The organism is Lysinibacillus sp. NPDC086135 (genome assembly GCF_044746345.1).
Classification (GTDB): Bacteria; Bacillota; Bacilli; order Bacillales_A; family Planococcaceae; genus Lysinibacillus.
Map to the genome: position 1 here is coordinate 1 of NZ_JBIVCA010000039.1, position 15,661 is coordinate 15,661.

A 15,661-nucleotide genomic window follows, 5' to 3' on the forward strand; every position below is an offset into this window, starting at 1 on the left:
GTCACACCCGTTCCCATACCGAACACGGAAGTTAAGCTCTTTAGCGCCGATGGTAGTTGGGGGCTTCCCCCTGTGAGAGTAGGACGTCGCTAGGCGCAAAAAGTCGCTGCTGATAAACTCAGTAGTGGCTTTTTTTTATATGCAAAAGAATATTAAATACTAGCAATATATATAAAGGAGACATTTCAACCAAGTGAATGGTAAAATGTCTCTTTATTATATTTTATACAGTTGTTGTTGCTGCTCGTAGTTCTATACGACGAATCTTACCAGAAGTTGTTTTTGGTAGCTCATCGATAAAGACAATACTACGAGGATATTTATAAGGCGCTGTTAATGCTTTAACGTGCTCTTGTAGTTCTTTTATTAACTCGTCCTCATCAAGATCTCTGAAGCTTTCTCGTAAGATGACAAAGGCTTTAACAATATGGCCTCTAATTTCATCTGGAGCTGCGACTACAGCACATTCTTGTACAGCTTCATGTTTATTTAAAGCATCTTCTACTTCAAATGGCCCAATTGTATAGCCTGATGAAATAATGATGTCATCTCCTCGACCTTCAAACCAGAAGTAGCCGTCTTCATCGCATTTGGCTTGGTCTCCAGTAATATACCAATCTCCACGGAAGGCAGCTTGTGTACGTTCAGGCTCACGATAATACTCCTTAAATAGAGCAGGAGAAGATTTGTGTACTGCAATATCTCCAACTTCTCCAACCGGTGCCTCGTTGCCTTCATGATCTATAATACGGACAATATTGCCAGGTGTAGGAACACCCATTGAACCAGGACGTAAATCAATATTTTCAAGTGTGCCAATTAATAAAGTATTTTCCGTTTGTCCATAGCCATCGCGAACTTTAAGATCGAAGTTTTTCATAAATGTTTCGATGACTGGTCGATTTAATGGTTCACCAGCCGAAACAGCACTGCGTAGAGAAGATAGATTATAGTCTTTTAAATTATCAATCTTCGCCATAATTCGATATTCCGTTGGAGTACAGCACAATACATTAACCTTTTCTTCTTGAAGCAGTTTAAGGTATGTTTTTGCATCAAATCCTCCGTGGTATACTAATGCAGTTGCGCCCAGCATAATAGTCGATAAAAATGGGCTCCAAATCCATTTTTGCCACCCTGGAGCTGCTGTAGCCCAAACTAAGTCACTTTCACGTACACAAAGCCATTGTGAAGCAGCTGTTCTAATATGTGCATATCCCCATCCGTGTGAATGAACAACTCCTTTTGGTTTGCCAGTTGTGCCAGATGTATAAGAAAGAAATGCCATATCATCTCTTTTAGTAGTAGCTGCTGTAAATGTATCTGGCTGAGTACTTGCTAATTCATCTAAAGAGGTCCAATCACCAGTAGCAGTGCCTATAAGCAATTTATTATTTAAAGCCTCCACTGAAGAAGTAATACAATCTACCTCACTTGTGAACGCTTCATAGGCTATTACTGCCCTTGCAGAAGAGTGTGCCATACGATATTCTAAATCACTTGCACGTAACATTTCTGAACAAGAAATAGGAACAATCCCAGCCTTTAGACAGCCAAGGAAGACAAAATAAGCTTCAGGCAGACGAGGAATAATAACTAATACGCGATCTCCTTTTTGAAGCCCCTTCTTCGTAAAGGCATGCGCGTATTGATTCATTTTTTGAACAAGTTCAACATAGGAAATTGTTTGACGCTCCTGCTGAGTATTTAGCCACCGTATTGCTTGGCGATCACTATCTCGAGAAAATTTCTCCAATTCCTCTGTAATATTATAGAATTCCGGTGCAATTAAATCGTTTGTTACCATGTGAACATTCCTCCCCCAAACAAATTTATTAGAAAATTCATAAAACTATTTCTATTTTAACAATTACAATAATATACAGCAAGAATATTCTGACCATGAAATAGAAATATTAGATTTAATAGAGAACTATTAGGTTTCTTGTTGCTGCATAGGAAGACTTCGACAAAAAATATAAAAATTTTCACAAAAAGTATTGCATAATTTATAATGCTTGCTATAATAATAAATGTACTTAAGAGGTTTTAAAAACCGAATTGAATAGTATTGTTCCGAAGTAGCTCAGTTGGTAGTAGCACCTGACTGTTAATCAGGTTGTCGCAGGTTCGAGTCCTGCCTTCGGAGCCATTTTTTTGCTCATTTTTAAAGGTGATGTATACATAAAAAATTTTAAAAAAGTATTGCATCGTACGACAAAAAATGTTATCATAATACTTGTCTTGTTTGAGACATTTGAAAATGGCCCCTTGGTCAAGTGGTTAAGACACCGCCCTTTCACGGCGGTAACACGGGTTCGAATCCCGTAGGGGTCACCATTTTTAAAGCATTGTAGTAATGCAAAGGCTTAAAAATAAAATAAAAAACTGTAAAGAAATGAACACCTGTTTCTATGGAGGATTAGCTCAGCTGGGAGAGCATCTGCCTTACAAGCAGAGGGTCGGCGGTTCGAGCCCGTCATCCTCCACCATAATGTGTTATTTCGGAGGGGTAGCGAAGTGGCTAAACGCGGCGGACTGTAAATCCGCTCCTTAGGGTTCGGCGGTTCGAATCCGTCCCCCTCCACCAGTTTTTTTATAAATGATTGGGGTATAGCCAAGCGGTAAGGCAACGGATTTTGATTCCGTCATGCCTAGGTTCGAATCCTAGTACCCCAGCCATATTTATTTTTTTGAGCCATTAGCTCAGTTGGTAGAGCATCTGACTTTTAATCAGAGGGTCGAAGGTTCGAGTCCTTCATGGCTCACTTTTATAACAAAAAAAAGTGTAACATTAACTACAGATACTAATCTCTTGCTGAAAACAGCAGGAGATTTTTTTATGCTCTTTTAAATTGCATAAATATTCATAAAATTGCGAGGTTGAGCCAAGAAGGATGCAGGCTTTACAATAGTCTTACAATCTAAAGGGGGTATGAAAAAATGAATAAACTAAATGTTTCTATTATTGGTGTACCAACAGATTATGGGCAAACTCGCAGAGGGGTAGATATGGGGCCGAGTGCTATTCGTTACGCAGGCGTTGTAGAGCGCTTAGAGGCAATAGGGCATGTAGTACATGATCAAGGGGATATACGTGTTAGTCAAAAACAAGAAGGCACTATTGTTGATAAACAGCTACTTAATTTAGAGGAAGTTATCGATGTAAGTACGTCTTTGGCGAAAAGTGTAAATGAAGCAATTGAACAAAAGGAGTTTCCACTTGTACTTGGTGGCGACCATAGTATTGCTATTGGTACTCTTGCAGGGCTAGGTGAGCATTATAAAAATTTAGGCGTTATTTGGTTTGATGCGCACGCTGACTTAAACACACCTAAAACGACGCCGTCTGGTAATATACATGGTATGCCATTAGCTGTAAGCATTGGACTTGGTCATGAACGGTTAGTGAAAATTCGTAATAATGTACCGAAAATTAAACCTGAAAACGTTATTATTATAGGAGCGCGTTCTGTAGATCCAGGAGAACGTGAATTAATTAGCCAGCAAGGAATCAAAGTATATACAATGCATGAGGTAGATCGTCTTGGAATGACGCGTGTAATGGAAGATGCTCTAGGTTATTTAAGGGAGCGCAATGTAGATGGTTTGCATTTATCACTTGATTTAGACGGTTTAGATCCACTTTATACGCCTGGGGTTGGGACACCTGTACCTGGTGGTATTACATATCGAGAAAGCCATTTGGCAATGGAAATGCTTCAGGAATCAGGTATGCTAACATCTGCTGAATTCGTTGAAGTTAATCCGATTCTAGATGAGAAGAATAGAACTGCCGATGTTGCAGTAGCATTAATGGGCTCTTTATTTGGCGAAACTCTAGTTTAAAGAAATTTAACAAAAAATTGCCTATTGCCACAATGTATAAAAATCTTTTGCTATAATTAATAATAAAACGAAACTTTTCTTATCGATAGGCCGTATAGTATAAGACAGTTGTAAAGGTGGAGAAATAAACACAATGGATGCGTTAGTAAACAAGAAAATTAAACAAGTGCTTAAAGGTGATCAAAACGCATTTGCAGATATTGTGAGTCTCTATCAGCACAAACTGTACCAAGTATGCTATAGGATGTTAGGGAACAAGCAAGAATCTGAGGACATTGCACAAGAAGCTTTTGTTCGTGCCTATATGAATTTGCATACTTTTGATCAGAAAAGAAAATTTGCGACGTGGCTTTATCGTATAGCGACAAACCTTTGTATAGACCGTATCCGGAAGAAAAAGCCGGATTACTATTTAGATGCAGAAGTAGCTGGTACAGAAGGACTTGATATGTATTCGCAGATCGCAGCAGATGACCAGCTACCTGAAGAACAGATAGAGCAAATGGAACTGCAAGATCGTATTCAATATGAAATTGGACGTTTGCCTGATAAATACCGTTCAGTTATAGTATTGAAATATATTGAAGAATTATCATTACAGGAAATTAGCGAGATATTAGATATGCCTCTTGGAACGGTGAAAACGAGGATTCACCGCGGACGTGAAGCGTTACGAAAGCAATTAAATAATCTGTAGGAGGGGAAGCGTCATGAATACTTGTCCAGAGCATATAATAGACTATATCCATGATTATTTAGATGGTGACATTAGTCGTGAGCATGAGCAAGAGTTAAAGCGACATTTGCATACATGCAGTGATTGTAAACAGTTGATGCAGGAATTAAGTGAAACAATCGCCTTTGTGAAGAGCGCTTCCCACATTACATCACCTCCGCATTTTGAAGAAGCCGTGATGGCTCGTTTACCGAAACCCAAAAGTCGTGTAGGGATGCAAAAGTGGATTCGTCGGCATCCACTCTTTGTGGCAGCAGCAGTTTTTTGTTTATTCATGAGTGCAACTTTACTAGGTAGTTTTATGGATGACCGACAGTTCTCCGTGACTAAACAGCCAAACCTAGTTGTTGAAGGGCAAACGGTTATTGTGCCGAAGGGTGAAATTGTAAAAGGCGACATTATTGTTAAAAATGGTGATTTAATTGTTGAGGGTGAAGTGGATGGCAATGTCACTGTTATTAACGGGCAGTATATGGCATCTTCGGCAGTTGTTTCGGGAAAAATAGAAGAAATTGACGAAGTATTCGAATGGCTTTGGTATACGATTAAAAATTCAGTGAAGTCTGCTGTAACATTCGAGGAGAAACAAGCAACTAAATAACACTCTATACGTCCTAATAGATAGTGCACGTGAGAGGCTGAAAGGTCTACTCTTTTGAGTAGACTTTTTATTTGAAAAAAGTTACATTTGATAAGAATGTGCTATACTTATATGTGTATGGATTCGCAATGAAAAGTGGGGGATGCCACGTGCAAATTATCGAACATTTCGCTAATTTAACACCTGTGAATATTGTTATTAACTTATTAGATGTACTGCTCGTATGGTACGTTATTTATAAAATTTTAACCCTCATTAAAGGTACAAAGGCTGTCCAATTATTAAAAGGCATTTTCGTCATTATTATTGCGCGCCTTGCTACAGACTTTTTTGGGTTAGAAACGTTAGGTTGGATGTTAAAACAAGTCATCGAATTCGGTTTCTTGGCGATTATTATCATTTTCCAACCTGAAATAAGACGTGGTCTTGAACAAATTGGTAGAGGGAAGTTGTTCCAACGTTCGATTAGTCAAGTTGAGGAAGAACAAACAAGGCTTATTGAGGCGATGAAGAAATCTGTTAGTTATATGGCCAAGCGTCGTATAGGGGCGTTAATTTCTATTGAAAAAGAAACTGGTCTAAATGAATATATTGAAACAGGTATAGGTCTAAATGCTGAGATTTCATCTGAATTATTGATCAACATTTTTATACCTAATACACCGCTACATGATGGAGCGGTTATCATGCAAAAAGATAAAATATCGGCAGCGGCTTGTTATTTACCGCTTTCTGAGAGTCCGTTTATCTCAAAAGAGCTTGGGACACGTCACCGTGCTGCACTTGGCTTAAGTGAAGTGACAGATGCCATTACTATTGTCGTATCAGAGGAAACCGGTGCCATTAGTATTACACTGAATGGTAATCTACATCGAAATCTTTCTTTAGAGGAATTCGAAGGACTGTTACGTAAAATGTGGTTCGGATCAGCACAGGAATCAAATGCAGCCTCTAAGTTAACTTGGAGGGGGAAAAAGAATGGATAAAATGATGGATAGCCCTTGGGTGTTACGAATTGTTGCGCTAATTTTAGCCTTATTGTTATTTTTCTCCGTTCGTGCTGAATTATCCCCTTCAAATAAAACAATAATGAGTGAGCAAACAGCGGTAATCCGAGATGTACCAGTAGATGTTTTTTATGACGATAAGAACCTCATTGTAACAGGGATACCAAAGACAGTAGATGTTACGATAAAAGGTCCAATGACACTCGTTTTACAGGCTCAAGCGTCGAAGGATTTTTCTGTATTTGCAGATTTGAGTAAATTACTCATAGGTGAGCATAATGTTCGACTACAATACGAAAATATTTCGGAGAAGTTGCAAGTTACATTAGACCCTGCGATTGTAAAGGTTAACATTGAGGAAAAGGTCACACAAGAGTTTCGTGTTGACCCTGAGCTAAATACTCGTTTACTTGAAGAAGGATATATTTTAAATGGCATGATTGCTAATCCAGCTACGGTGTATATTACAGGTGCCAAAAGTGCAATTGAAAATATTAGCTATGTAAAAGCTACTGTAACGGGTGAACAAGGCTTGAAAGAACCGTTCTCACAAGTAGCGGCAGTTAAAGTACTAGATCGTGATTTAAATAAGTTAGACGTGACGATTGAACCAGGAACTGTGAAGGTAGAAGTAGATATTGGGGCTTACAGTAGAGAGTTGCCTGTTGTGCTGAAGGAAATAGGAAAAGCAGAGAATGGTATTACCGTCAACCAATTAACAATTAGTCCTACAAAGGTGAGAGTATACGGTAGAAAATCTATGATAGATACTTTAACTGCAATACCATTAGAGGTTGATTTATCAAAAATTACAGAATCAAAAACTTATGAATTTGAAGTGAAATTGCCAGAAGGTGTGACAAAAATATCTGACCCAAAAATTAAAGTGAAGGCAGATATTACGAAGGTAGAGCAGGAAAAAACAACAACGACAACAACTACTAACCCTCCTGCTCCTACACCTACTCCTTCGCCACCTTCAGAGGAGACTAGCACTCCTTCTGATAACAACACGCCGCCGCCTACTGATAAAACAGAAGAAGATATTGATTCTTAAACAATAACTGACTATAATTTTATTTTGATTCAGTAGAGATTTCGTTTCTATCGGTAAAGGTATTCTTTAACGAGAAGAAGTTACTTAGGCTAAAATCAAAATACCCTATGCTAAAATTTATCTGTGCTTATTTACAAGCCCAGATAAATTACATAGGGGCATAATTAATAGTTACCAGTGAATGAACGAAAATAGACTTTTCCAAAAGTAAGCAGACGAGTGTTCTAGTTGTCAGCATAGACAAGCATGACCGCCGTCTTGCATTGAAGGAGAGAATAATTAAAATGGGTAAATATTTTGGAACAGATGGCGTCCGTGGCGTCGCGAATAGTGAATTAACACCGGAGTTTGCATTTAAACTTGGCCGTGTAGGTGGTTACGTTTTAACGAAGGATGCAACTGACCGTCCAAAGGTTTTAATCGGTCGTGACACACGTATTTCAGGTGAAATGCTTGAAGGTGCACTTGTAGCTGGTCTTTTATCAATCGGCGTAGAGGTAATGCGTCTTGGTGTTATTTCGACACCAGGTGTGGCCTATCTTACTCGAATGATGAGCGCAAATGCAGGCGTTATGATTTCAGCTTCACATAACCCAGTAGCTGACAATGGTATTAAATTTTTCGGTCCTGATGGCTTTAAGCTAACGGACGCGCAAGAAGCTGAAATCGAAGCAATATTAGATGCTCAAGATGATACTTTACCACGTCCAATAGGGGCAGATTTAGGTTCTGTAAGCGACTACTTCGAGGGTGGACAAAAATATATTCAATACTTAAAACAAACAGTGGCTGAAGAATTTGAAGGCATCCACGTAGCATTAGATTGTGCGCATGGCGCTACGTCTTCGCTAGCTACACACCTATTTGCAGATTTAGAAGCGGATATCTCAACGATGGGTGCCTCACCAACAGGTTTAAATATTAATGACGGTGTCGGTTCAACACATCCAGATGGATTAGCTAAATTTGTCACAGAAAAGGGTGCTGATGTTGGTTTAGCATTCGATGGCGATGGTGACCGTTTAATCGCAGTAGATGAAAACGGTAAAATTGTTGATGGTGATCAAATTATGTTCATCATTGGTAAGCATTTAAATACAGTTGGTCGCTTGAAAAAGCAAACAATTGTTTCGACGGTTATGAGTAACATGGGCTTCTACAAAGCTGTTGAAGATAACGATATGCATAGTGTACAAACAGCTGTAGGTGATCGTTACGTTGTGGAAGAAATGCGTGCTAATGATTATAATCTTGGTGGCGAGCAATCTGGTCATATTGTTTTCCTAGACTTTAACACAACTGGAGATGGCTTATTAACAGGTATTCAGCTTGTTAACATTATGAAGGCTACAGGTAAAAAACTATCAGAGCTTGCTTCTGAAATGAAAATTTTCCCGCAGCGTTTAGTCAACGTACGTGTAACAGACAAGCATGCTGTGACAGAAAATGAAAAAGTTGCTGCAGTGATTGCTGAAGTAGAAGCAGATATGGCTGGTAACGGTCGCGTGTTAGTGCGTCCTTCTGGTACTGAGCCACTTGTACGAGTAATGGTGGAAGCGGCTACAGAAGAAGACTGTGAGCGTTACGTAGAGCGTATAGCAGATGTTGTCCGTGCAGAAATGGGCTTAACTGAATAAATAGTATAAACTCGATTTCCTTTGATAGGAGGTCGAGTTTTTATTTTTTGCCTTACAAATGAAATTGATGGATTGAACATGATTAATTATTGAAAGCTCTACCAACGAAAAAATGAATGCTTTCGAAAAGAATGGGAACAGTAGTACAGAGTCACAATAACAAGGAGTGTTGTATTGCAATGGCTAAAATTGCTACAGTGATTACCAATATGTTTGAGGACGCTGAGTATACAAGTCCTAAAGGAGCATTAGAAGCGGCAGGTCATGAACTAATAACGATTGATACGACGGCAGGCATTGAAGTAGAAGGTAAGCATGGAGAGAAAGTAAAAATCGATAAAGATATCGATGAGGTAAATGCTTCTGAATTTGATGCATTATTCATCCCAGGTGGTTTTTCTCCTGATATACTACGTGTAGATGATCGTGTTGTGGCATTTGTCAAAGAATTTATGGATGAGATGAAGCCGACCTTTGCTATTTGTCATGGACCTCAATTACTCATTACGGCAAAAACATTAAATGGTCGTGACGCAACTGGCTACAAATCGATTCGTGTAGATTTAGAAAATGCAGGTGCGATATTTCATGACGAGGAAGTGTTTGTTTGCCAAAAGCAATTGGTAACAAGTCGCACACCAGAGGATCTACCAGCATTTAATCGAGAAATTGTAAAATTATTGGAGAGTAACGAAGGCTAAGCTTAAAAGGCACAAGTAGTTTGCCTGTGCCTTTTATGTTTTAACTTCTTTCAGCGAGTGTCCAAGCATCCGTAAAAGAAGTTAAAGCCTTCCGGTGGATGTCACGAAAATCGGAAAAGGAGTTAATAAAGGATGCTAGCCTAAAATTATCGCATCCATGCGATAACAGCTAACCGACCTGCATCGGTGCCGCTGCCTCTACGCTTTCGCACAAAAACATTTGCGAGCATAAGCACAATCCCGATTCCGGCGCAATTATGCCGATGCATAGTTATTTTAATTAAAACAGCCCTACTTCTTTTTCAACGCAATAATAGCATTGGTAATTTGCCCGAGTCCGATACCAATGATAATGCCAACACCAGCGCCAATTGCCGTGTTAATCCAGCCTCTATCAACAAAAGCTTCATATCCACCGCCAGATAGAAAACCGCTTAGTCCGCCAATACCTAATCCTAAAAATAGAAAGCCACCATAAAACAGTCCGATTGCCTCATAATCTGCGGGATCACGATTTTCGTAATACTGCTGAAAGCGTTCGTTTAAATCCTCAGATTGCTCAGAATTACTGGCGAATTGCAATTTCTCGCTAGCCTTATTAAAAGCTTCTTGCTCCGTTAAACCTTGTGACATTAAATCATTCATATAATCGCTCATATAGAGTATCATGTCATCTTGTGCTTCTCGCCCCTGATCGGAACGGCCTTTAAACTTCGACAATTGCTTGTCAATTTTCCGTTTAGTTTGCCCACTTTTCTTGCGCAGCTTTTCTATATAAGTCATCTCAGCGTCCTGCAAATAATTCTGGGATTGTTCTTTCGTAAAACGATTAATTCTCTCCTGAATTTCACGACTAAAGCTCATGTTTGTTCCCTCCATTATTTCTTAAAATTTCAATACGACTACTTAAAAAATCCCATTTAGCCCAGAAGGATATTAATTTTTCTCGTCCTTGTTCATTAAGCGTATAAAATTTCCTTGGTGGACCCATTTCAGATGGCTTTTTGACAATATTGACAAGGCGATTTCTTTCCAATCGCATAAGTAACGCATACACAGTTCCTTCAGCTATGCCCTCGAACCCCATCTGCGTGAGATATTTGACAATCTCATAACCATATATTTCACCACGGCTAATGATTTCTAATACAATACCTTCTAAGACTCCTTTGAGCATTTCACTCAGATTATCCATGATCTCACCCCCAGGCTTAGCTTTACCTGTACTAAGTGTTGCTAAGTACTGTATATAGTATTGCTAAGTAGTGGCTTTGTCAAGCAATAAAAGAATGGGATTTCTCCAGGTAGATAGTTACTTTTGGACGATTTATCTTCGACACTGTTCAAAATAAATCCATAGCCGAAAATATTTATTGCTGACATAAGGAAAAAACATCATAGTTTAAACTTCTTTATGTAACGTAAGTGAAGCGGCAGCTCAATTATGCCAAGGCATAAATCTCAAGATAGGCTTTATAGCAGATTGTTTGTCTACTTTTTGTCACTGAAAAGTAGGATAAATAGGTGTTTTTTATAACGAAAATTTGACGTATAGCATATGATTGAGTATGATGGAGAAGTTGAATATGAGGTCCGACCTTATCATTTAACGAGAGCGCATAAGGAGGGAAGAAAGCGCAAAATCGGAAAACAATTATAGCGCCTGAGCTGAAGAAATTGGACGAAACTATCTTCAGCAGACGAGGTGGAGGTTTATCGAAAGTTCGGCGGATGCCTCCCGATCGACGTACCCGATTGTCACTTTTCATTTTGAAAGCATTTAAGCGATTGAATGTACAGAAAATGAAAAAGGTATAGTTAAAGCAATAGATAAATAGAGAAACCGCACGTATCGAATGGGTACTGTTCAGATGGCTGAATGGGTGTTAACAATGTGCATGTATTAGTTTGCTTATTTTACATAAAAAATTAGCATGGCTTTTACATTCATTAAAAAATTCGATAGGTTGAGGTCTAGTTTGTCGTTGCGTCAAATTGACAATATCGGAGGAAAAGGAATTTATGTGTGGAATTGTAGGATATATTGGAGAATCAGATGCAAAGGAAATTTTATTAAAAGGTTTAGAGAAACTAGAGTACCGTGGCTATGACTCAGCGGGTATCGCAGTACGTAACGAAGATGGTGTAACAGTCTTTAAAGAAAAGGGACGTATTGCAGATTTACGTGATGCAGTGGACGAGGACGTTGCTGCCAAAGTGGGTATCGGCCATACACGTTGGGCAACTCATGGTGTGCCAAACCGTTTGAATGCACACCCTCACCAAAGTGCATCAGGACGTTTTACGCTAGTACACAACGGAGTTATCGAAAACTATCATTTATTACAAAAAACTTATTTAAAAGGTATTCCGATGAAATCTGATACAGACACAGAGGTCATCGTGCAATTAGTAGAGCTATTTGTGAAAGAAGGTTTAAGCACGGCTGATTCATTCCGTAAAACATTATCTTTATTACATGGCTCTTACGCATTAGCTCTATTAGATGCAGAAGCGGCAGATACAATTTTCGTTGCGAAAAACAAATCTCCACTTTTAGTTGGTGTTGGTGAAGGCTTTAATGTTGTAGCTTCAGATGCGATGGCAATGCTACAGGTAACAGATCAATATGTGGAGCTACACGATAAAGAGGTCGTAATCGTACACAAAGCTAGCGTTGAAATTACAAAGTTAGACGGTACATTAGTAGAACGTTCTCCATATACAGCTGAGCTTGATATGAGCGATATTGAAAAAGGTACGTACCCTCACTATATGTTAAAAGAAATGGATGAGCAGCCAACAGTTATTCGTAAAATCATTCAAGCGTACGAAGGTGAGAATGGCGAATTAACAATTGACGCTACTATTTTAGAAGCATTACAAGCAGCAGACCGTCTATATATTATTGCAGCCGGCACAAGCTATCATGCAGGTCTAATCGGTAAGCAATATTTTGAAAAAATGGCTGGTATCCCAGTGGAAGTTCATATTTCAAGTGAATTCGGCTACAATATGCCATTACTTTCAGAAAAACCATTGTTTATCTTTATTACACAATCAGGTGAAACAGCAGATAGCCGTCAAGTACTTGTGAAAATTAAAGAGCTTGGTTATCCAACATTAACGATTACAAACGTACCTGGCTCTACACTTTCACGTGAGGCAGACCATACATTGTTATTACATGCAGGTCCAGAAATTGCGGTAGCCTCTACAAAAGCGTATGTAGCACAAGTAGCTGTACTTGCTCTAACAGCATATGTAACAGCGAAAGCTAATGGCAAAGGCTTAGAATACGATTTAAAACAAGAACTTGCGATTGCAGCAAACGGTATCCAAACAATTATCGATTCAAAAGATGTTTTAGAGGATATTGCTGAGGACTACTTAAAAATCGCACGCAACGCATTCTTCATCGGCCGTAACATAGACTTCTATGTAAGCCTTGAGGGTGCCCTAAAGCTAAAAGAAATCTCTTATATCCAAGCAGAAGGCTTTGCAGGTGGCGAGCTAAAACACGGAACAATTGCCTTAATCGAAGAAGGTACACCGGTGTTTGCCCTTGTTACACAAGCAGCAGTAGGATTAAACATCCGTGGTAACGTCAAAGAGGTAGCAGCACGTGGAGCATACCCATGCATTATTGCCATGGCTGGCGTAGATGAAGACGGTGACCGTTTAGTAATCCCTCAAGTTCATGAATTACTTACACCACTAGTTTCTGTAGTGCCATTACAATTAATTAGCTATTACGCAGCATTACACCGCCGCTGTGATGTGGATAAACCACGTAACTTGGCTAAATCGGTGACTGTTGAGTAATTGTTGAGATAGAGTTCAATTGTGAGTTATAACTAATACTGTCACATTTTATAATTATATTTGTCATATAAAATATAAGATGATGTGACACTAAAATAAACCTTGGTACAGTGTAGTTGTTATTGTATCAAGGTTTATATTTTTTCCAAATTATTTTTTATAGTAAAATACATTACAAATAAGATTAAAAACTTCTGCAAAATTTATAATTAATATTGTCATTTTTGTTGAGTTTCAAAAAAGTCGTATACTTTACATTAAAGCGAGATAGTTAATTATTTACTTACCAGTTCTTTACTTTATTGATCTCATTAATTGGATCGGTTATTTCTTGTTAGTTCAAATCCGCTGAACACTTCAAAAGTTCTTTAAAAACAATATTGTATACCCATTTCAGCCTAATTACCGATAGCATATTAAATGATTATCCTTTATGTTTAATAGGTCGTAAAAGACACTATCGGGTATATCCTGCAAATATATGAAATGATAGGTGGATACAATGAATTATCAAGTCTTATTATATTACCATTACACGAAAATTGAAGATCCAGCTGCATTTTCAGCAGCGCACTTAGCAATGTGTAAAGAAATCGGTTTAAAAGGTCGTATTTTAGTAGCCAATGAGGGCATTAACGGTACTGTTTCAGGTACGATTGAGCAAACGGAGCAATACATGGCAAGCATGGAAGCAGACCCATTATTTGAAGGCATTGTCTTCAAAATTGATGCGACAGATGAGCATGTATTCAAAAAAATGCACGTACGCCCACGTCCTGAGTTAGTAAACTTAGGCTTAGAAGAAGACGTAAACCCACATGAATTAACAGGTCGCTACCTGTCACCAGAACAATTCCTTGCTGAAATTCAAGATGAAAATACAGTAGTATTAGATGTGCGTAACACGTATGAATACGATGTCGGCCATTTTCGTGGCGCGATTCGACCAGATGTACAAAACTTCCGCGATACACCGGAATGGGTACGTGCAAACCGCGAGCTATTCGAAGGGAAAAATGTTTTAACATACTGCACGGGCGGGATTCGTTGTGAGAAGTTTTCGGGCTGGATGAAACGTGAAGGCTTTGGCGATGTTGGCCAATTACACGGCGGTGTTGCAACATACGGAAAAGACCCTGTTGTGAAAGGCCAATTATGGGACGGTCAAATGTACGTATTTGATGAGCGTTTAACGGTACCGATTAATCAAGTGGAGCATGTTATTATCGGTCGTGATCACTATGACGGCGAACCTTGTGAACGTTACATTAACTGTGCAAACCCTGAATGTAACAAGCAAATCATTGCATCTGAAGAAAATGAAGCAAAGCATTTAGGTGGCTGTACAATCGAATGTACAAAGCATGCGCGAAACCGCTACATTGTGCGTCACAATTTAACAGAAGAGCAAGTAGCGCAAACAATTGAGGCATTACAAGCATAAGCATGAAAGCTGTCTAAACATAAAAACGTCATTTTTAAAACACTAAAATAACCCTTGATACAGAGTAGTTTTTGCTGTATCAAGGGTTATATTTTTTGTTTTTTACAATAGAAGACATAACAAATAAGATGAAAAACTTCCTGCAAAAAATGTTGGATTTGGAACGAGGTGGTTAATTTATTTACTTACTGGTCCTTTATTGATCTCAGTAAGTTTAGAATTAATGAAAAAGATTTTTCCGTTGACATCTGTTACCCCAAAGCAAGCTAATCTTTTAGAGTGCATATCTAAATATTTTTCAGCCGTTTCTTTGGTTTCGAAAAGACAAATTCCACCGGCCTCTTTAGTTTCTTGACCAGGTTGTCATAGGTGTCATAACGACTCTATTCTTGATTGTTATTCCGCTTCTGAATGTGAAGGATTCAAATAACTTACATATTTTTGATACCTCTCTATCCATTATTTTAAAGATCCTGATTATATCTTTAAATGCCATCTTATGGATGATAAAAGATGAATGAATGTAAATTACACTAAAACGGTAACGGTAGTCTAACGAACAGACTGCAATTGGTACAAATATCACTTATAATAAGAACTTTCTACAGAAGTGGAGGGATCTGATGTATCCATATGTTTGCGGGTGGTGTTAGCTAACGCTGATACTACCCCTAGGGCTGAAAAAACAAAAACCAAGAATGCCGTAAAATGATATGCTCCCTATTAGGTAGACAGATTAAAAAATAAAATCTGTTGATCTAAGGGGAGTATTTTTTATGGGGCGAAGCAAACATCCACTCGAGT

General features: G+C 38.6%; 12 protein-coding genes, 6 tRNA genes, 1 rRNA gene and 1 pseudogene. 16 read left to right on the forward strand and 4 right to left on the reverse strand.

The window, feature by feature from the left end:
- Positions 1-95 (forward strand): 5S ribosomal RNA (gene rrf, locus ACIPKN_RS26465); the annotation flags it as partial.
- Positions 96-223: 128 nt separating this feature from the next.
- On the opposite strand, the gene mbcS is transcribed toward rrf, so the two are convergent.
- Positions 224-1,807 carry an acyl-CoA synthetase MbcS gene (gene mbcS / locus ACIPKN_RS26470; RefSeq protein ID WP_400941939.1) on the reverse strand — a complete coding sequence of 528 codons (1,584 nt, stop codon included), beginning with the start codon at positions 1,805-1,807 and terminating at the stop codon, positions 224-226.
- Between the two features lie 268 nt (positions 1,808-2,075).
- On the opposite strand from mbcS, the gene ACIPKN_RS26475 reads away from it, so the two are divergent.
- From ACIPKN_RS26475 to ACIPKN_RS26535, 13 genes are all read left to right on the forward strand, one after another.
- Positions 2,076-2,152: transfer RNA gene (locus ACIPKN_RS26475), tRNA-Asn, on the forward strand.
- A 113-nt stretch (positions 2,153-2,265) separates the two neighbouring features.
- Positions 2,266-2,340, forward strand: a tRNA-Glu gene (locus ACIPKN_RS26480).
- 76 nt (positions 2,341-2,416) lie between these two features.
- Positions 2,417-2,492, forward strand: a tRNA-Val gene (locus tag ACIPKN_RS26485).
- Positions 2,493-2,506: 14 nt separating this feature from the next.
- Positions 2,507-2,590 (forward strand) — tRNA-Tyr (locus tag ACIPKN_RS26490).
- 17 nt (positions 2,591-2,607) lie between these two features.
- Positions 2,608-2,682 (forward strand) — tRNA-Gln (locus ACIPKN_RS26495).
- A gap of 13 nt (positions 2,683-2,695) precedes the next feature.
- Positions 2,696-2,768, forward strand: a tRNA-Lys gene (locus ACIPKN_RS26500).
- A 175-nt stretch (positions 2,769-2,943) separates the two neighbouring features.
- Positions 2,944-3,849, forward strand: a complete 906-nt coding sequence (rocF, locus tag ACIPKN_RS26505) for an arginase (protein ID WP_400941942.1) — start codon at positions 2,944-2,946, stop codon at positions 3,847-3,849.
- Between the two features lie 133 nt (positions 3,850-3,982).
- On the forward strand, positions 3,983-4,546 hold the full coding sequence (sigW, locus tag ACIPKN_RS26510; protein ID WP_100542806.1) for an RNA polymerase sigma factor SigW: 564 nt from the start codon (positions 3,983-3,985) through the stop codon (positions 4,544-4,546).
- 13 nt (positions 4,547-4,559) lie between these two features.
- Positions 4,560-5,186, forward strand: a complete 627-nt coding sequence (locus tag ACIPKN_RS26515) for a zf-HC2 domain-containing protein (protein WP_400941945.1) — start codon at positions 4,560-4,562, stop codon at positions 5,184-5,186.
- 149 nt (positions 5,187-5,335) lie between these two features.
- Positions 5,336-6,172 carry a diadenylate cyclase CdaA gene (cdaA, locus tag ACIPKN_RS26520; protein ID WP_185903583.1) on the forward strand — a complete coding sequence of 279 codons (837 nt, stop codon included), beginning with the start codon at positions 5,336-5,338 and terminating at the stop codon, positions 6,170-6,172.
- Entirely contained in the window at positions 6,165-7,250 is a 1,086-nt protein-coding gene (locus ACIPKN_RS26525; protein WP_400941948.1) for a CdaR family protein, read from the forward strand. Before cdaA ends, ACIPKN_RS26525 begins: the two co-directional genes overlap by 8 nt.
- A gap of 284 nt (positions 7,251-7,534) precedes the next feature.
- Positions 7,535-8,887 (forward strand): phosphoglucosamine mutase, encoded by a 1,353-nt coding sequence (glmM, locus tag ACIPKN_RS26530; RefSeq protein WP_400941950.1) that lies wholly within the window; start codon positions 7,535-7,537, stop codon positions 8,885-8,887.
- Positions 8,888-9,066: 179 nt separating this feature from the next.
- A complete protein-coding gene (locus ACIPKN_RS26535; protein WP_400941953.1) occupies positions 9,067-9,588 on the forward strand; it encodes a type 1 glutamine amidotransferase domain-containing protein in 522 nt (173 codons plus the stop codon).
- A 291-nt stretch (positions 9,589-9,879) separates the two neighbouring features.
- On the opposite strand, the gene ACIPKN_RS26540 is transcribed toward ACIPKN_RS26535, so the two are convergent.
- Entirely contained in the window at positions 9,880-10,452 is a 573-nt protein-coding gene (locus ACIPKN_RS26540) for a hypothetical protein (RefSeq protein WP_400941956.1), read from the reverse strand.
- Positions 10,442-10,783, reverse strand: a complete 342-nt coding sequence (locus ACIPKN_RS26545) for a PadR family transcriptional regulator (protein ID WP_221887682.1) — start codon at positions 10,781-10,783, stop codon at positions 10,442-10,444. Before ACIPKN_RS26545 ends, ACIPKN_RS26540 begins: the two co-directional genes overlap by 11 nt.
- A gap of 827 nt (positions 10,784-11,610) precedes the next feature.
- Here ACIPKN_RS26545 and glmS point away from each other — a divergent pair.
- The gene (gene glmS / locus ACIPKN_RS26550) at positions 11,611-13,413 is read left to right on the forward strand and encodes a glutamine--fructose-6-phosphate transaminase (isomerizing) (protein ID WP_400941960.1); all 1,803 of its coding nucleotides are present in this window, start codon (positions 11,611-11,613) and stop codon (positions 13,411-13,413) included.
- 502 nt (positions 13,414-13,915) lie between these two features.
- A complete protein-coding gene (gene trhO, locus ACIPKN_RS26555) occupies positions 13,916-14,857 on the forward strand; it encodes an oxygen-dependent tRNA uridine(34) hydroxylase TrhO (protein ID WP_400941962.1) in 942 nt (313 codons plus the stop codon).
- 177 nt (positions 14,858-15,034) lie between these two features.
- Here trhO and ACIPKN_RS26560 read toward each other — a convergent pair.
- Positions 15,035-15,208 (reverse strand): annotated as a pseudogene (locus ACIPKN_RS26560) (YdhR family protein); the annotation flags it as partial.
- Positions 15,209-15,661 lie beyond the last annotated feature (453 nt).